At 66.9% G+C, this 17,904-nt stretch carries 14 protein-coding genes; 11 read left to right on the top strand and 3 right to left on the bottom strand.

The features are described 5' to 3' along the window. Window positions 1-20: 20 nt before the first annotated feature. Together P7A99_RS19610 and P7A99_RS19605 are read right to left on the bottom strand one after the other, a co-directional pair. On the bottom strand, window positions 21-926 hold the full coding sequence (locus P7A99_RS19610; RefSeq protein WP_277795440.1) for a bile acid:sodium symporter family protein: 906 nt from the start codon (window positions 924-926) through the stop codon (window positions 21-23). Between the two features lie 2 nt (window positions 927-928). Further along, on the bottom strand, window positions 929-2,605 hold the full coding sequence (locus tag P7A99_RS19605) for an FAD-binding dehydrogenase (protein ID WP_277795439.1): 1,677 nt from the start codon (window positions 2,603-2,605) through the stop codon (window positions 929-931). A 271-nt stretch (window positions 2,606-2,876) separates the two neighbouring features. Here P7A99_RS19605 and P7A99_RS19600 point away from each other — a divergent pair, with 271 nt between their 5' ends. From P7A99_RS19600 to P7A99_RS19590, 3 genes are all read left to right on the top strand, one after another. Next, window positions 2,877-5,837 (top strand): TonB-dependent receptor, encoded by a 2,961-nt coding sequence (locus P7A99_RS19600; RefSeq protein WP_277795438.1) that lies wholly within the window; start codon window positions 2,877-2,879, stop codon window positions 5,835-5,837. Between the two features lie 205 nt (window positions 5,838-6,042). Beyond that, window positions 6,043-6,543, top strand: coding sequence for a protein activator of alkane oxidation PraB (locus P7A99_RS19595; RefSeq protein WP_277795437.1), 501 nt, complete (start codon window positions 6,043-6,045; stop codon window positions 6,541-6,543). A gap of 193 nt (window positions 6,544-6,736) precedes the next feature. Further along, the gene (locus P7A99_RS19590) at window positions 6,737-7,174 is read left to right on the top strand and encodes a DUF2147 domain-containing protein (RefSeq protein ID WP_277795436.1); all 438 of its coding nucleotides are present in this window, start codon (window positions 6,737-6,739) and stop codon (window positions 7,172-7,174) included. Between the two features lie 24 nt (window positions 7,175-7,198). Here P7A99_RS19590 and P7A99_RS19585 read toward each other — a convergent pair whose 3' ends face one another. Beyond that, window positions 7,199-8,548 (bottom strand): MFS transporter, encoded by a 1,350-nt coding sequence (locus tag P7A99_RS19585; RefSeq protein WP_277795435.1) that lies wholly within the window; start codon window positions 8,546-8,548, stop codon window positions 7,199-7,201. A 241-nt stretch (window positions 8,549-8,789) separates the two neighbouring features. Here P7A99_RS19585 and cyoA point away from each other — a divergent pair, with 241 nt between their 5' ends. The 8 genes from cyoA to P7A99_RS19545 all read left to right on the top strand — a co-directional run bounded on the left by cyoA (window position 8,790) and on the right by P7A99_RS19545 (window position 17,753). Beyond that, a complete protein-coding gene (cyoA, locus tag P7A99_RS19580; protein WP_277795434.1) occupies window positions 8,790-9,827 on the top strand; it encodes a ubiquinol oxidase subunit II in 1,038 nt (345 codons plus the stop codon). Window positions 9,828-9,846: 19 nt separating this feature from the next. Beyond that, the gene (gene cyoB / locus P7A99_RS19575) at window positions 9,847-11,844 is read left to right on the top strand and encodes a cytochrome o ubiquinol oxidase subunit I (RefSeq protein WP_277795433.1); all 1,998 of its coding nucleotides are present in this window, start codon (window positions 9,847-9,849) and stop codon (window positions 11,842-11,844) included. 3 nt (window positions 11,845-11,847) lie between these two features. Then, window positions 11,848-12,471: a cytochrome o ubiquinol oxidase subunit III gene (cyoC, locus tag P7A99_RS19570; RefSeq protein ID WP_277795432.1), complete on the top strand. Its 624-nt coding sequence runs from the start codon at window positions 11,848-11,850 to the stop codon at window positions 12,469-12,471. Then, window positions 12,468-12,866, top strand: a complete 399-nt coding sequence (gene cyoD, locus P7A99_RS19565; protein WP_277795431.1) for a cytochrome o ubiquinol oxidase subunit IV — start codon at window positions 12,468-12,470, stop codon at window positions 12,864-12,866. Before cyoC ends, cyoD begins: the two co-directional genes overlap by 4 nt. Further along, window positions 12,863-13,606: an SURF1 family protein gene (locus P7A99_RS19560; RefSeq protein WP_277795430.1), complete on the top strand. Its 744-nt coding sequence runs from the start codon at window positions 12,863-12,865 to the stop codon at window positions 13,604-13,606. Before cyoD ends, P7A99_RS19560 begins: the two co-directional genes overlap by 4 nt. Beyond that, the gene (locus tag P7A99_RS19555) at window positions 13,603-14,958 is read left to right on the top strand and encodes an ATP-binding protein (protein WP_277795429.1); all 1,356 of its coding nucleotides are present in this window, start codon (window positions 13,603-13,605) and stop codon (window positions 14,956-14,958) included. Before P7A99_RS19560 ends, P7A99_RS19555 begins: the two co-directional genes overlap by 4 nt. Beyond that, window positions 14,948-15,481, top strand: a complete 534-nt coding sequence (locus tag P7A99_RS19550) for a response regulator transcription factor (protein WP_277795428.1) — start codon at window positions 14,948-14,950, stop codon at window positions 15,479-15,481. The genes P7A99_RS19555 and P7A99_RS19550 overlap by 11 nt, the downstream gene beginning before the upstream one ends. 85 nt (window positions 15,482-15,566) lie before the next feature. Beyond that, window positions 15,567-17,753, top strand: coding sequence for a TonB-dependent receptor domain-containing protein (locus P7A99_RS19545; RefSeq protein ID WP_277795427.1), 2,187 nt, complete (start codon window positions 15,567-15,569; stop codon window positions 17,751-17,753). Window positions 17,754-17,904: the final 151 nt, after the last annotated feature.

Below are 17,904 nucleotides of genomic sequence, written 5' to 3'. Positions count from 1 at the left end.
CCATCTTGTGGTCCTGATCCTCATCCTGAGCTCGTCGAAGGACGAGGATCACGCACCACACCCGCCGTCCGCGTCAGCACGATCCCGAACACCGCCGCCAGCGGGAACATCAGCACGCCGTAGACCGCGGCGGGCAGGCTCATCTCGGGGCGTTGCAGCACAGACTGGGCGACAACGATGGCCAGGGCGGCGTTGTGCAGCCCCACCTCGAAGGCGCTGGCGATGGCCTGATCGCGGGCCACGCGCAGCAGGCGCGGAACCACGAAGCCCACCATCAGGCTGAGCAGGCAGAAGACGACCGTGACTCCGGCCAGCCCCACCACCTCGTCCTTCAGCGTCGCCAGGTTCCCCGCCACGGCCGCGCCGATCAGCAGGGTGAGGAACGCCACCGACACGATCCGTACCGGCCGGTCCATGGCGTCGGCAAAGCCCGGGCGCAGCCGGCGCACCAGCATGCCCAGGGCCACCGGCCCCAGCACCACCATGAAGACCTCGACGGTCTTGGAAAAGCGCAGGCCGACCGAAAGCTCGCCGGGCTGGAACCAGGCCACCGACAGGTTGACGACGATCGGCAGGGTGACGACGGCCAGGACCGAGTTGATCGCAGTCAGGCTGATGTTCAGCGCCACGTCGCCGCGAAAGAGGTGGCTGTAGAGATTGGCCGCCGTGCCGCCCGGCGAGGCCGCCAGCAGCATCAGGCCGACCGCCGTCTCTGGCGGCAGGCGAAACAGCAGGGCGAGGCCAAAACCCATCACCGGCAGCACCAGCAGCTGGCAAGCCAGGGCGACCATGGCGGCGCGCGGCCGCCGGCCGACGCGGGCGAAGTCGGCCGGCGTGAGGCTCAGGCCCAGGCCGAACATGATGAGGCCCAGGGCGGCGGGAAGGGCCACGGTGGTCAGCGGCGAGGCGAGGGCGTCGGCGCCCATGCTCAGACCGCCCCGGCCAGGGCGCGGCCGGCGGCCAGCCCCGAGAAGATGCAGCCGCCCAGGAAGGTGCCCTCCAGGGCGTTGTAGCCGTGCAGGCCGCCGCCGCCGAAGCCCGAGGCCTCGCCGGCCGCATAGAGCCCCTCCAGCACCAGACCGTCCGGCGTCAGCACCCGGCCCGCAAGGTCGGTCTGAAGGCCGCCCAGCGACTTGCGCGTCAGGATGTGCAGCTTGACCCCGATAAGCGGGCCGGCGGCCGGGTCGAGGATCCGGTGCGGGCTAGCCGTGCGCGCCAGCCGGTCGCCGAGGGAACGCCGGCTGTTGTGGATGCCCATCACCTGCAAATCCTTGGCGAAGGGGTTGGACATCTGGGCGTCGCGATCCTCGATCTGGCGGCGGATCAGGGCCGGGTCGAGCAGGGGCGCGGCGGTCAAGGCGTTCATCTTGCCGACCAACTCTTCGAGGTTGCTCGAGACCACGAAGTCGGCCCCGTTGCGCTTGAAAGCGTCGACCTCCGGCGGCGCCCCCTTGCCCAGGCGCGACTTCAGCAGCGACAGGCGGCGGCGGTTGGTGATGTCGCCGTTCTGCTCGGAACCGGAGAGGGCGAATTCCTTCTCCAGGATCTTCTGGCTGACGATGAACCAGGAGTGGTCGTGCTCGGCCAGGTCAGGCGTCGTGCGCAGGTGGCGCAGGGTGGCGATGGTGTCGTAGCCGGGCAGGGCGGGGAAGGGCAGGCGCCGCCCCAGGGCGTCGAACCACATCGACGAGGGACCCGGCAGGATGCGGATCGCGTGCCTGGGCCAGATGGGGGCCCAGTTCTGGACGCCCTCGACATAGTGCCACATGCGGTCGCGGTTCACGAGGCGCGCCCCCGCGTCCGCGGCGATGTCGAGCATCCGGCCGTCCACATATTCTGGCACGCCGGTGATCATGCTGGCCGGCGGCCTGCCCAGCCGCTCGGGCCAGTAGCGGCGGACCAGGTCGTGGTTGCCGCCGATGCCGCCGGTGGCCAGCACGACAGCGCCGGCCTTCAGGGTGAAATCGCCGACGACTTTGCGGCTGGAGGGCGCCCCGCGCGGCGCCTCGTCGGCGGCCAGAACGCCACCGGAGACGCCGGTCACCCGTCCGCCTTCCACCAACAGGGCGTCGACGCGATGACGGTGATGGAAGGTCAGCAGCCCCCGGGCGGCGGCCTGGCGGGCTCGGTCGGCGAAGGGCTCGGATACGCCTGTGCCCGTACCCCAGGCGACGTGGAAGCGCGGAACCGAATTGCCGTGTCCCAGCGCCTGTCCGGCGCCGCGCTCGGCCCAACCCACCATGGGGGTCAGCGAGATCCCGTGCCGGCGCAGCCAGTCACGCTTGCCGCCGGCGGCGAACTCCACATAGGCGCGGCCCCAACGGATCGCCCATTCGTCTTCCGGCAGCGGGCCGTCCAGCCGATCCCAGTCGGCGCTGCCCAGCCAGTCGCGCCAGGCCAGGTCGAGACTGTCGCGGATGCCCAGGCGCCGCTGTTCGGGCGAGTTCACCAGGAACAGGCCGCCGAACGACCAGAAGGCCTGCCCGCCCAGATTGGCGGCGTTCTCCTGGTCGACCAGGGCCACGCGCTTGCCCGCCTGGACCAGTTCGTTGGCGGCCACCAGCCCGGCCAGCCCGCCCCCGACGACGATGACGTCAGCGTCCATTCCTTGCCCTCCCGTGTTGCGCGGACATTGGCCGTTTTTACAGCGATGTAAATATTAATTCGGCGTCACGGAGGACCCTAGGTAGCCGTACGGAGCTTACGTCAGGGAACTGAACATCGGTGTAAGTAATGTATTGACATGCGAGTGAATAGGTAGATCGTACAACCCAACCGTCGGCTGAGCCGCCAATGCCGTCGGAGATTGATTTGGGGCGGGGGAAACGTTCATCGGCCTGGACGGAGAGCTGGGCCGAGGTAGGGGAGGATAGGGCATGGCTTCATCGGCCCGCGCTCGCGCGCGTCTGGCTGTCACCGCGTCGATTTTCGCGCTCGCCGCCGGGGCGGGCCAGGCTTTCGCGCAGGAAGTGACCCAGGTCGAGGACATCATCGTCACGGCGCAGAAGCGCTCGGAATCGATCCAGGACGTGCCGATCGCGGTGTCGGCCCTGTCGTCGGAAAGCCTGAACGAGCTGAAGATCGAAGGCGGTTCGGAACTGATGCGGGCCGTGCCCAACGTGTCGTTCTCGAAGGCCAACTTCAGCATGTACAACTTCTCGATCCGCGGGGTCGGGACCAAGGCGATCTCGGCCAGCAGCGACCCCGCCGTGGCCGTCAGCTTCAACTCCACGCCGCTGATCCGCAACCGCCTGTTCGAGCAGGAGTACCTGGACGTGCAGCGGGTGGAAGTGCTGCGCGGCCCGCAGGGCACGCTCTACGGCCGCAACGCCACCGGCGGCGTCGTCAACATGATCCCGAACCTGCCGGGCCGGAATTTCGAGGGCTTCATCAAGGGCGAGGTCGGCAACTACGACAGCCGCCGCATGCAGGCGATGATCAACGTGCCGGTCGGCGAGACCTTCGCCTTGCGCCTGGCCGGCTCGGCCACCCAGCGCGACGGCTTCGACTACAACAGCTTCAACGACACCAAGGTCAACAACCGCGATCTGTGGTCGACCCGCCTGTCGGCGGCCTGGGAGCCGACCAGCCGCTTCCGCACCAATTTCATCTGGGAGCACTTCGAGGAGGACGACCAGCGCTCGCGCACGGGCAAGCAGCTGTGCACCAACGATCCGGGGCCCACCCAGATCGGCAATGTCAACGTCACCTCGCCGATCGTCCGCAACCGCCTGAGCCAGGGCTGCCTGCCCGGATCGCTCTATGACGACGCCGCCTATGGCGTGCCCAACGGCGGGGCGTTCGCTCACGTCTTCCTCGCCTCGATCAGCTATGGCCGCAATGCCCTGGGTCAAAGCGTGAGCGCCGTGCCGCTGGGCACCGATCCCTATGCGGGCCTGACCCAGTCGCGCGACCTGCGCGAGATCGCCACCAGCTACGATCCCATCTTCCGGGTGAAGAACGACGTCTTCCAGTTCAACATGGAATTCGATCTGAGCGACAACCTGAAGCTCATCTCGCAGACGGCCTACGCCAAGGACGACTACTACTCGTCTCAGGACTACAATCGCTTCGTCTCGAACCCGATCTTCAGCAACTCGGACGGCCTGTTCAATCAGCTGAACCAGCCGTTCGTGAACAAGAACACCCCTACGCCGGGCGGCTACTATACCGATCCTCAGCTGGGGCGCTCCAACCGCATGCTCTCCGCCGACCTGTCGCGCTCCGACAACCGGCAATGGACCCAGGAACTGCGCCTGCAATCAAGCTATGAAGGCCGGTTCAACTTCAGCCTCGGCGGCAACTACATCGACTTCAAGTCGAACGACGACTATTTCGTCTTCAACAACCTGTTCACGTTCCTGGCTGAGTATTACTACAACTTCGCCACCGGGCAGCCGATCAACGTCCTTCGCCCGACCCAGGTCTGCACGCCGCAGACCAACAAGGAATGCATCTATGTCGACCCCACGCCGCTGAACCAGCTGGCGGGCGACGGCCACAACTACTTCCGCAGCAAGAACCAGATCCACACCCGTTCGTGGGGCGTGTTCGGCGAGGCCTATTACGACCTGTCTCCCACCTGGCGGGTGACCGCCGGCCTGCGCTACACCGACGACCGCAAGGTCAGCACGCCCTATCCGAGCCAGCTGCTGCTGGGCGCGGACCGCGGCAATCCGGGGCCGTCCTCGGGCGGCTATGTCAGCCGTGGCTATCCGGCGCTGCCGGACATCGACCAGCGCTGGGACGCCCTGACCGGCCGCCTGGTGGTCGACTGGAAGCCGACCGTCAGCTTCACCGACGAGACCATGGTCTACGGCTCGTTCTCGCGCGGCTACAAGGGCGGCGGCGCCAACCCGCCGCGCGTCGACATCAACCCGGCGGTCATCCAGTACCAGCCGCTGGCCGAGACCTTCGAGCCGGAATATGTCAACGCCTTCGAGATCGGGGCCAAGAACACCCTGGCCGGCGGCAAGCTGCGCCTGAACGCCACCGCCTTCTACTATGATTACAAGGACTATCAGGTCTCGCAGATCGTCGACCGGATCTCGCTCAACGAGAACTTCGACTCCCGCACCTGGGGCCTGGAGTTCGAGGCGGTGTTCAAGCCCACCCGCGATTTCCGCATCGACGCCAATCTCGGCTACCTGAACACCAAGATCGGCAAGGGCGAGAAGTCCATCGACGTGATGGATCGCACCCAGAGCAACCCGGAGTGGACCGTCCTGCGGCCCTGGCTGCAGGTGCCCTCCAACTGTATCGCACCGACCAGGCTCGTGCAGAGGATCCTGTCGAGCGGGAAGACGCCGGAGCAGATGACGCTCGGCCTGCAGGGTCTGTGCGGCGGCTCGCTGCGTACGGGCTCGTTCAATCCGCAGTTTCCCTCGAGCGTGGCGCTCTGGGACCCGCGCTTGTTCGGCTTCACCTATGACCCGCTGACGGAAGCGCCCAATGGCGGCCGCGGCTTCGAGGCCGACCTGAGCGGCAACGAACTGCCCAACGCCCCCAATTGGACCGCCAACATCGGCGCCCAGTACACCTTCCATCGCGACGACTGGGCCCTGACCCTGCGCGGCGACTACTACTACCAGGGCGAAAGCTTCGCCCGGGTCTACAACACCACCTACGACCGCCTGAAGTCGTGGGACAACGTCAATATCTCGGCGACCCTGGAACGTCCGGCCGACGGCCTCGTCATCCAGGTCTACGTCAAGAACCTGTTCGACAAGACCCCGATCACCGACGCCTTCACCAACAGCGACGACACGGGTCTGACCACCAACGTCTTCACGCTCGATCCGCGCCTGGTCGCGGTCAGCGTTTCCAAGCGCTTCTAGCGCGCGACCTCGGTGACTCGCCGCCTCGGGAAACCGGGGCGGCGACCTTTTCGGCGCTCCCTCCGGGATGCGTCGCGCATTGCTGTCGATGCATTACAAGTCATTGAATTTTATGTATTTTTCGGTTTGACTCCTTACACGTTTGATAGTTGCATATAGCTCGACCTCCAATGAGGGGTTGCATAAAAACGTAGGAGGAGACGTCATGTTGAAGAGCGCTTCTGTTCTCGCCGCCGCCGTCCTGGCCGCTGCCGGCCTTGCCGGCGCCGCGCAAGCCGCCAGCATCTCGCCGGCCGGCGCCAGCTTCTCGCTGGTGGGTCCCCTGCAACTGAGCCAGTCGACCACCGTCGTCTGCGACGTGACGCTCAGCGGCTCCGTCGATCCGTCGGGCGGCTTCGCCACGATCACCGGCGGTGCGTTCGCGCCGGGCGACTGGCAGTGCGGCTGGCTGGTGGTTCCCAGCAGCTTCCCGTGGACCGTGACCCCCACCGGCGGCGGCGCCAGCGGCACCGAGCTGCGCATCGACGGCATCGGGGCCAACTCGATCCTCGGCAACTGCGCCGGCACCGTGTTCGTCGACTGGCAGAACGCCCCGCCCAGCCCGAGCGGCGCCACCTTCGTGAACGCCACCATCCCGGGCTCGCCGGGCACCTGCTACATCACGGGTCGCCTGGACAGCTATCCGGACCTGACCGTCACGCCGTAAGGCCGACGGCGGAGACAGGATACCAATCCTTTCCCCTCGTCTCGCCGGGAGCCTTCGGGTTCCCGGCGTTTCTTTTTGGACGAAAGGTCGTGTTGCGCGGCGCTCGGCGGGCCCGACCGTCCCCCTTGACGTCGGAACGGCCCGGAACGAGGTTCGCCGGGAGGGCGGCGTGCGTCGCCGAAGGGAGCCGGACATGTGGCCATCCAGCAGGGCAGGGCGGGGGATTTTCGGCGCCTGCCTCGGGGTGACGGCGGCGATCATCGCCGGCCAGGCAGGAGCCCAGGCGCCGTCCACCGACGGCATCTACGGCGTCTGGCGCAATCCCAAGGGCAGTGTTCACGTGGAGATCAAGCCCTGCGGACCGGAGGTCTGCGGCTATGTGGTCTGGGCCAATGACGAGGCCAGGACCGACGCGCGCAAGGGTTCGGGCGGCGAACTGCTCGGACGCCAACTGCTGCGCGACTTCACGCCGGGCGACAAGGGCGAGTGGCGCGGCAAGGTGTTCGCGCCGGACATCAACATGACCTTCTCGGGCCGGGTGCTGGTGCTGGACGCCGGCAAGCTGCGAGCCAAGGGCTGCGTGCTTGGCAACTTCCTCTGCAAGACCCAGGTCTGGACCCGCGTCGCCTGAGGCGACGCGGATCCGGATCCATGGTCAGGCACCGGTCTTGGCCTTGGCGTGGATGCGGCGACGGCGATCGAGGCTGAGCGCGATCAGGGTCGCCACGGCGCCTGAGGCGAGATAGAGGCCGATGGCCGGCAGACCCCAGAAGCTGGCCAGGGCCAGGGCGGCGAGCGGCGCAAAGCCCGCGCCGACCAGCCACGACAGATCCGACACCACGGCCGAGCCGGTGTAGCGGTACTTGCGCAGGAAGCCCGAGCTGACCGCGCCCGAAGCCTGGCCGAACGAAAGGCCCAGGATCGCGAAGCCGGCGACGACATAGACCGTCTGGCCCAGGCTGCCGGCGTCGAGCAGCCAGGGGGCCGCCAGGCTGAACACGGCGATCAGCACCGCCGAAAGGGCCAGCTGGTTCTGGCGGCTGATGCGGTCGGCGATCCAGCCCGAGGCCATGATGCCCACCACGCCGACCAGGGCGCCGGCCAGCTCGATGCGCAGGAAGTTCAGCGCCTCGCCGCCGTCGTCATGCAGTGACACCCACGACAGCGGGAAGACGGTGACTAGGTGGAACATGGCGAAGGTGGCCAGAGGCGCGAAGGCGCCGATCAGCACATTGCCGCCCTGGGCCTTCAGCAGGCTGGTGATCGGAACGGGGCTGAGCTGGCCCTTCTCGAACAGCTTGCCGAACTCCTCGGTGGCGACGATGCGCAGGCGGGCGAACAGGGCCACGACGTTGATCGCGAAGGCCGCGAAGAACGGATAGCGCCAGCCCCAGTCGAGGAAGTCGGCCGAGCCCAGGCTGGCGACGAAATAGGCGAACAGGCCGCTGGCCAGCATGAAGCCGAACGGCGCGCCCAGCTGCGGGATCATGGCGTACCAGCCGCGCTTCTTTTCAGGGGCGTTCAGCGCCAGCAGCGAGGCCATGCCGTCCCAAGCGCCCGCCAGCGCCAGGCCCTGGCCGATGCGGAAGGCCGCCAGGGCCCAGATGGCCAGCGGGCCGGCCACGGCGTAGCCGGGCAGGAAGCTGATGGCCGCGGTCGAGCCGCCCAGCAGGAAGAGGGCGATGGTCAGCTTCACGCCGCGACCATAGTTGCGGTCGATCGCCCCGAAGATCGCCGAGCCGATCGGCCGGGCCACGAAGGCCAGCGAGAAGATGGCGAAGGAGCAGAGCACCCCCGTCAACCGGTCGACGAAGGGGAAGAAGAGCTGCGGGAACACCAGCACCGAAGCGATGGCGTAGACGAAAAAGTCGAAGAATTCCGAGGTCCGGCCGATGATCACGCCGATGGCGATCTCGCCGGGGCGAACACCCTTGTGATCGGCATGCAATCGCCGTGCGTCGCGCTCTAGGCCCGATGACGTCGGAATTGCGAAATCCTGGTTCATGCAGCTACGCGCCTTGTTCCTGTTGTTTTCGTCCCAAACTCTTTTTCAGCCGCCTTTTCGACGGTCTGAGTCCGAGCATGAGACCAACTTGCCCTTTCTGGCAAACGTCTTGAGGCCTCTTCGGCTCCGCTCGGAGAACACGGCTTCGTGTGATAAGGCTGCCCCTAGGACAAATGGTCCAATGTCACGCACTGGCGGACTGGCTTAACGGCGCCGCCAACGTCCGTAGTCCAGGTCCCTCATGACACCGAGTTCCTTGAAGAAGCTCGCCCTGCTGCCCGTGCTGCTCCTGCTGAGCGGCTGCGACTGGGTGGTGATGAACCCGTCCGGCGACATCGCCGCGCAGCAGCGCGACCTGATCATCCTGTCCACCGTGCTGATGCTGATCATCATCGTGCCGGTGATCATCCTCACCCTGTTCTTCGCCTGGAAGTACCGGCAGTCGAACAAGGCGGCCAAGTACGACCCCGATTGGCACCACTCGACCAAGCTCGAGATCGTCATCTGGGCCGCGCCGCTGGTCATCATCATGATCCTGGGCGCGGTGACCTGGACCAGCACCCACCTGCTGGACCCGTACCGCCCGCTGGACCGGATCGCGCCGGGCCGCACCGCCGAAGGCGTCAAGCCGCTGAAGGTGCAGGTCGTGGCCCTCGACTGGAAGTGGATGTTCATCTACCCGGAACTGGGCATCGCCACGGTCAATGAACTGGCAGCCCCGGTCGACACCCCGATCGACTTCGACCTGACCGCCTCGTCGGTGATGAACTCGTTCTACGTGCCCGCCCTGGCCGGCCAGATCTACGCCATGCCGGGCATGCGCACGAAGCTGCACGCCGTGATCAACAAGCCGGGCGTCTATGACGGCTTCTCGGCCAACTACAGCGGCGAGGGCTTCTCGCACATGCGCTTCAAGTTCCACGGCATGAACCGTGCGGACTTCGACAAGTGGGCCGCCGACGTCCGCAAGAGCAACGACCGTCTCGACGGGACCCGCTACCTGGTGCTCGAGAAGCCCAGCGAAAAGGTTCCGCCCCAGCGCTTCGCCTCGGTCGAGGCCGGCCTGTTCGACAAGGCGGTCAACCGCTGCGTCGAGCCGGGCAAGATGTGCCAGCACGACATGATGGCCATCGACAAGTCGGGCGGCCTGGGCATGGAAGGCGTCTACAACGTCACCACGCTCGAATACGACAAGCGCACCCGGCGAGGCGAGGGCGGTATCCGCTCGTTCATCGCCGCGCTCTGCGCCCCCAAGTCCGCGCCCGCCGAAGCGCGCTGATCAAGCCTAGAGATCATTCATGTCCCCGGACCTAGTAAAATCGATCTTCGGCCGTCTCACATGGGACGCCATCCCCCTTCACGAGCCCATCCTGATCGGCACCTTCGCGGTCGTCGCCCTGGGTGGGATCACCGTCCTGGCCGCCCTGACCTATTTCAAGGTCTGGGGCTACCTGTGGCGTGAGTGGCTGACCAGCGTCGACCACAAGAAGATCGGGGTGATGTACATCATCCTGGCCATCATCATGCTGCTGCGCGGCTTCGCCGACGCCCTGATGATGCGCGCCCAGCAGGCCATCGCCTTCGGCGACGCGGCCGGCTACCTGCCGCCGCACCACTACGACCAGGTCTTCACCGCCCACGGCGTGATCATGATCTTCTTCGTGGCGATGCCGCTGATCACCGGCCTGATGAACCTCGTCGTGCCGCTGCAGATCGGCGCTCGCGACGTGGCCTTCCCGTTCCTGAACAACTTCAGCTTCTGGATGACGGTCGGCGGCGCGATCACGGTGATGCTGTCGCTGTTCGTCGGCGAGTTCGCCCGCACCGGCTGGCTGGCCTATCCGCCGCTGTCTGGGTTGGCGTACAGTCCGGACGTAGGGGTCGACTACTATATCTGGTCACTGCAGATCGCGGGCGTGGGCACCACCCTGTCGGGCATCAACCTGATCGTCACGATCGTGAAGATGCGCGCTCCGGGCATGAGCCTGATGAAGATGCCGGTGTTCACCTGGACCTCGCTGTGCAGCAACGTCCTGATCGTCGCCAGCTTCCCGATCCTGACCGCCGTCCTGGCCTTGCTGTCGTCTGACCGCTACCTCGGCACCAACTTCTTCACGAACGACTTCGGCGGCAACCCGATGATGTACGTGAACCTCATCTGGATCTGGGGTCACCCCGAGGTCTACATCCTGGTGCTGCCCGCCTTCGGCGTGTTCTCGGAAGTCGTCTCGACCTTCTGCAGCAAGCGCCTGTTCGGCTACAGCTCGATGGTCTACGCCACGGTCGTCATCACGATCCTGTCGTACATCGTGTGGCTGCACCACTTCTTCACCATGGGCTCGGGCGCCAGCGTGAACTCGTTCTTCGGGATCACGACGATGATCATCTCGATCCCGACCGGGGCGAAGATCTTCAACTGGCTGTTCACGATGTACCGCGGCCGCATCCGCTTCGAAGTGCCGATGCTGTGGACCGTCGGCTTCATGGTCACCTTCGTCATCGGCGGCATGACCGGCGTCCTGCTGGCCGTCCCGCCCGCCGACTTCGTCCTGCACAACTCGCTGTTCCTGATCGCCCACTTCCACAACGTCATCATCGGCGGCGTGGTGTTCGGCATGTTCGCCGGCATCGTGTACTGGTTCCCGAAAGCCTTCGGCTTCAAGCTGGACCCGTTCTGGGGCAAGCTGTCGTTCTGGTTCTGGCAGATCGGCTTCTTCTTCGCCTTCATGCCGCTCTACGTGCTGGGCCTGATGGGCGTGACGCGCCGCGTCAGCCACTTCGAAGACCACAGCCTGCAGATCTGGTTCGTGATCTCGGCCTTCGGCGCCGTGCTGATCCTGTTCGGCATCATCTCGTTCGTGATGCAGATGGTCGTCGGCTTCATGAAGCGCGAGCAGTACGCCGACAAGACGGGCGACCCCTGGGGCGGCCGTACGCTGGAATGGTCGACCTCGTCGCCGCCGCCGGCCTACAACTTCGCGTTCACGCCTGTGATCCACGAGATCGACGCCTGGCACGACATGAAGCAGCGCGGCTATGTGCGCCCGACGACCGGGTTCATCCCGATCCACATGCCGAAGAACACTGGCGCGGGCGTCGTCCTGGCCGGGATCTCGGTGGTCGTCGGCTTCGCGATGATCTGGCAGATCTGGTGGCTGGCGGTGATCTCGTTCGTGGCTCTCGTGGCCTCGGCGATCATCCACACCTTCAACTTCAAGCGTGACTACTACATTCCGGCCGAGGAGGTCGTCCGTGTCGAGGACGCCCGCACCGAAGCCCTGCGGAGCCTCGCGTAACCCATGGCCCACGCCCAAGCCCTGACCGAAGCGGACAAGGACCGCTTCTACCTCACCGAGGACCACCATCCGGAGAACGGAACCCTGCTGGGGTTCTGGATCTACCTGATGAGCGACTGTCTGATCTTCGCGGTCCTCTTCGCCTGTTACGCCGTGCTCGGCCGCAACTATGCGGCCGGCCCCTCGGGGGCGGATCTGTTCGATCTGCCCATCGTGGCGGTCAACACCGCGCTGCTGCTGTTCTCGTCGATCACCTACGGCTTCGCCATGATCTCGGCCCAGGCCAAGAAGGTGAAGCCCACCCTCGCCTGGCTTGCCGTCACCGGCCTGCTGGGCCTGGGGTTCCTGTCGCTGGAACTCTACGAGTTCAACCACCTCATCCATGAGGGCGCCGGCCCGCAGCGCAGCGCGTTCCTGTCGTCGTTCTTCGTGCTCGTCGGCACCCACGGCCTGCACGTGACCTTCGGCTGCATCTGGCTCGTTACGCTCATGGTCCAGGTCGCCAAGCGCGGCCTCGGCGGCGAGATGAAGCGTCGCCTGATGTGCCTGTCGATGTTCTGGCACTTCCTCGACGTCATCTGGATCGGCGTCTTCTCGTTCGTCTATCTGCTCGGAGTCCTGAAATGAGCGCGGCCAGCCACGACGCGCACCACGCGCATGACGACCACGGGCACGGCCATGAAGATGGCGGCGCCCACGGCACGCTGAAGGACTACGTGATCGGCTTCGTGCTGGCGGTGATCCTCACCGCCATCCCGTTCTGGCTGGTCATGGGCGACGTGCTGCCCAACAACCAGATGACCGCCCTGGCGGTCATGGGCCTGGCCGTGATCCAGGTCATCGTCCACATGATCTACTTCCTTCACATGAACTCGCGTTCGGAAGGCGGCTGGACCATGCTGGCCCTGGTGTTCACCCTGGTCGTGGTGGTGATCACGCTCTCGGGGTCGCTGTGGGTGATGCACAACCTCGACAGCCACATGATGGCGCCGATGCCGCACGACATGCGGGAAGTTCCGTGACGAAGTCCGGCGGCCGAGCCGCCCGGACGATCGCCCTGGTCGGGCTCTGCCTGGCCTTCACGGCGTTCTTCCTGGCGCTCGGCGGCTGGCAGGTCCAGCGCAGGGCCTGGAAGCTCGACCTGATCTCTCAGGTCGAGCAGCGCATTCACTCAGAGCCTTCCTCGCCGCCCGGCCCCGACCGCTGGGCGAGCCTCTCCCAGGCCAGCGACGGCTATCGCTGCCTGCGCCTGACCGGGCGCTTCGCCAACGACCGCGAGACCCTGGTCCAGGCCGTGACGACCGAAGGCCCCGGCTTCTGGGTCATGACCCCCCTCCATACCGACCAGGGCTTCGACGTCCTGGTCAATCGCGGCTTCGTCTCGGCCGAGCGCCGCGCGCCCGGCGCGCGCCTGGCCGCCCAGGTCGAGGGGCCGGTCACCGTCGTCGGCCTGCTGCGCCTGACCGAGCCGCACGGCGGCTTCCTGCGCACCAACGCCCCGGCCGAGAACCGCTGGTACTCCCGCGACGTCGCGGCGATCGGGCAGGCGAGTGGGCTTTCGAACCTTGCCCCGTACTTCGTCGACGCCGACGCCACGCCCAATCCCGGCGGCTGGCCGATCGGCGGGCTGACGGTCGTCAAGTTCCCCAACAGCCACCTCGTCTATGCGCTGACCTGGTTCGGCCTGGCGCTGCTGACCGGCGGGGCGGCCGTCTATGTTCTGCTCGACGCGCGCCGGAACCGGGTTAAAGAGACCCCATGACGCCGACCGCCCGCATCCTGATCGCCGGCATGTCGGGCTGGCTTTCGGGAGCGCGGGCCGCGGACAACGCGGCGGGCCCCGCCGACGCCATCGCCCGCCAGAACATGCTGCAGCTGATCCACCTGCGCTGGATCGCCGTGGTCGGCCAGGTGGTCACCATCCTGGCGGTGCATTTCAGCCTGGGCTTCCACCTGCCGCTGGCGGCGATGATGCTGGTGCTGGCGGCGCTGGTGGTGCTGAACCTCTTCAGCCTGCTGCGCCTGAAGAGCGCCAAGCCGATCGGCCCCTACGACCTCTTCCTGGCCCTGGCGCTCGACTCCCTGGCCCTGACGGCCCAGCTCTATTTCAGCGGCGGGGCGACCAATCCGTTCACGACGCTCTACCTGCTGCACGTGATCCTGGGGGTGGTGCTGCTCGAGGTCTGGGCGACCTGGGCGATCGTGTTCCTGACCAGCTTCTGCTTCTTGCTGCTGGTGGCCGCCAACCGCCCGGTGATCGCCACGGGCTTAAGCGATCAGGCCTTCTTCGGCCTGTTCATCATGGGCATGATGATGGGCGTGGTGCTGGACGCCGTGTTGCTGGTGACCTTCGTCTCGCGCATCAACAGCAACCTGCGCCGGCACGACGCCCATCTGGCCGAACTGCGCCAGCGGGCGGCGGAGGAGACCCACATCGTCCGCATGGGACTGCTGGCCTCCGGCGCCGCGCACGAACTGGGCACGCCGCTGGCGACGCTGGACGTCATCCTGGGCGACTGGCGGCGGATGAAGGTGTTCGCCAAGCACCCGGATCTGGCCCAGGAGCTCGAGGACATGCGCGGCGAGGTCAAGCGCTGCAAGGACATCGTCACCGGCGTCCTGCTGTCGGCCGGCGAGGCCCGCAGCGGCGAGGTGCGCGCCAGCACCCTGCGCGCCTTCCTCGACGAGGTGGTCGACGAGTGGCGGGCCACCCGCGACGGCGAGGTGCTGACCTATGCGCCGGACCTGTCGGGCGTGGTGCCCATCGTCGCGGAATCGACGCTCAAGCAGGTGATCCACAACGTGCTCGACAATGCGCGCGACGCCTCGCCCCACGCGGTGCGGATGAGCGCGCACGTCGCCGACGGCTGGATCGTCGTCGCGGTCGAGGACCAGGGGCCGGGATTCACCGCCGAAACCCTGGAGAACCTCGGCACGCCCTACAACTCCACCAAGGGCAGGGCAGGGGGCGGCCTGGGCCTCTTCCTGGTGGTCAACGTGCTGCGCAAGCTGGGCGGGGAGGTCGCCGCGGCCAACCGTCCCGAGGGCGGCGCGCGCGTGGTCCTGAGCCTGCCCCTGGCCTCGCTGCAGATCGGGAGGCGTCATGCCCGCTGAACGCAAGCTGATCATCGTAGAGGACGACGAGAAGTTCGCCGCCACCCTCAAGAAGTCTTTCGAGCGCCGGGGCTACCAGGTGGTGCACGTGCACGGCCTGGACGAGGCGCTGGTGGCGCTCATGACCTTCACCCCGCGCTACGCCGTGGTCGACCTGAAGCTGGCCGGGGAGTCGGGCCTGGCTTGCGTGCAGGCGCTGATCGGGCGTGATCCCGAGATGCTGATCGTCGTGCTGACCGGCTTCGCCAGCATCGCCACCGCGGTCGAGGCCATCAAGCTGGGCGCCTGCCACTACCTGGCCAAGCCCTCGAACACCGACGACATCGAGGCCGCCTTCGACAAGCGCGAGGGCGACGCCGGCGCGGCCATCGGCGAGCGCGCGACCTCGATCAAGAACCTGGAATGGGAGCGGATCCACCAGACCCTGGTCGAGACCGACTTCAACATTTCCGAGACCGCCCGGCGCCTGGGCATGCACCGGCGCACCCTGGCCCGGAAGCTGGAGAAGCGCCGGATCACCTGACGCCACATTACGGCCGCGCTTTTATTTACAAAAAAGTACATAGAAGGCTTGCAACTGGCGGCTGTGATACGGCTGGATGGCCTCGATGTACTGGCTGCTTCTCCTGTCCGCTTTTCCCGGGACCGAGGTTCCGGCCGCGCCCCAGGCGGCGACCGCGGCGGCGACCGATACGGAGGAGGGCGACGAGGCGGCCGTGCGGCTGTCGGGCGTCGAGGTCATGGCCCGCCGCGGCGCGGCCAAGACCCCGCCGGAGACCGAGCTTTCCCCCGACGAGATCGAAGCCCTCGGCGCCTACGACATCCGCGAAGCCCTCGACCGGATCAGCTCGGCCTACGGCCTGGTCGACCCGCCCGTGGTGATCATCAACGGCCGCCGGGTGCAGAACGCCGGCGACTACATGACCTTCCCACCCGACGCCATGACACGCGTCGAGCTGCTGCCCGAGCAGGCCGCCGGCCTCTACGGCGCCGATCCCGGCCGCCGGGTGGTCAATATCGTGCTGAAACGCAACTTCCAGAGCCGGGAAGGCCAGCTGGCGTTGAGCGGCCCCACGGCCGGCGGGCGATCCTCGCTTATGGCCGACATCCGCAGTTCGGCGATCGCCAACCAGAACACCAGCCAGATCGGCGGGCGCATCACCCGCGACACCTCGCTGCGCGCCGACGAGCGCCCCGACTACCTGCGCGACAACCCAGGCTCCCAAGGCGTCACCCTGCGGCCCGAGAACACGGCGGTGACCGCCAACATGTCGGTCAATCGCGAGCTGGGCGACTGGCAAGGCGCGTTCAGCGCCCAGGCGCGGGCCCAGCGCGACCGCTCGGCCTCGCGCCGGGGAGAGGCGCTGGCCGCCATTCGCGGCCGGCAACGGGCGCTGAACGCCAGCGCGGGGGCGAACGGCCAGATCAAGGGCTGGTCCGTGCGCGGCAACCTCGACGGCATGGTGTCCAGCGGCTCGCAGGAGGGGCTGACCGATCGCAAGACCCAGAACCGCTCGATCGGGCTGAACCTGTCGGCCGACCGGCCGCTGTTCGTGCTGCCGGCCGGCCCGCTGACGATGGACCTCGGCGGACGCGTCTCCCACAGCAGTTCGACCAGCACCGTCGACGGAACCAGGACCGAGCGGTCGGCCGACGCGGCCGATGTTCGCGGCGGGCTTTCCATACCGCTGCTGCGCGCGCCACAGGCGGGCGAGGCGCCGCCACCGATCAATCTGGGAACCGCGTCCCTGAACCTCAGCGGCAGCCTGCGCCGGCAGACCGGATCGGGCGGAGGCGGCGGGCTGAACGGGGCCCTGTCTTGGTCCCCCAGCAAGATTCTTAGGTTCAACGGCTCTTGGGCGCGATCCTACGACGCGCCGTCCAACCAGCAGCTGTTCGACGCCCCGTTCTACGGAACGCCGACCGTGGTGTTCGACTTCGCCACCGGGCAATCGGTCGAGATCCTGCCGCTCTACGGCGGCAACCCCGACCTGAAGGGCCAGACCAACGAGCGCTTCTCGCTAGGGGTCTCGGCCGGTCCGGTCACGCCCTGGCGCCTGACGGCCAACATCAGCTACCGCACGTCCGACACCCGCGACGGGATCAGCAGCCTGCCGACCCTGACCCCGGCCGTCGAAGCCGCCTTTCCCGAGCGCTTCCAGCGCGACGCCGACGGCCGGCTGATCGGCATCGACCAGAGATCGATCAACCTGCTGTCGTCCCGGTCGGACTCCCTGGGGTCGAACATCAGCTTCAACGTGCCGTTCGGCGGCGCGGCGACGCCTGCGCCGCCAGGCGCGCCCACCTTGCGGGTCTCGCTGAACCACACCCTGCAGCTGAAAAGCACGACCACCATCCGCACGGGTTATCCGGTGATGGACCATCTGGCGGGCGACGGCGGCGGATCCCCGCTGAACGAACTGTCGGCCACGGTCGACGCGCGCCGCGACAAATGGACGCTGAACGCCAGCGCGCGGTGGAGGGAAGGCTATCGCACCCGCCGCGACGCCGGCCTGGACGGTCCCGGGGACCTGATCGTCTCCGACTTCACCCGGCTCGACCTCAAACTGGGCTACATGATCCCGACGCCGCCCCGCGCGGCGACGAAGCCGAGTGAGGCGGGCACGGGCGCGCCACGCCTGTCCGGCCTAAGGCTGGGCTTCGAAATCGAGAACCTGCTCGACGCCCGGCCTCGCGCCAGGCTGGGCGACGGAAGGGCCGCCCCGGGCTATGGCCGCGACGACCAGGACGTCATGGGCAGGGTCGCTCGCCTGACCTTGCGCGGACGTTTCTAGGAAAGGCGAGTTCACCGCTCGCCCAACCTTCGCGAAAGTCTAGTACATACGAATGACTAACTTCGTGATGTGGAATTGAGGCAGATACTGAAGCATTCACCATAATGCATTCTGCATGACGAGTTGTCATTGCTAAGGTCGAGTTATTGAC

The sequence above is a fragment of the Caulobacter endophyticus genome (assembly GCF_029543245.1).
Lineage (GTDB): Bacteria > Pseudomonadota > Alphaproteobacteria > Caulobacterales > Caulobacteraceae > Caulobacter > Caulobacter endophyticus_A.
Note: the sequence above shows the minus strand (reverse complement) of the source record. Positions and strands in the feature narration are given on the sequence as shown.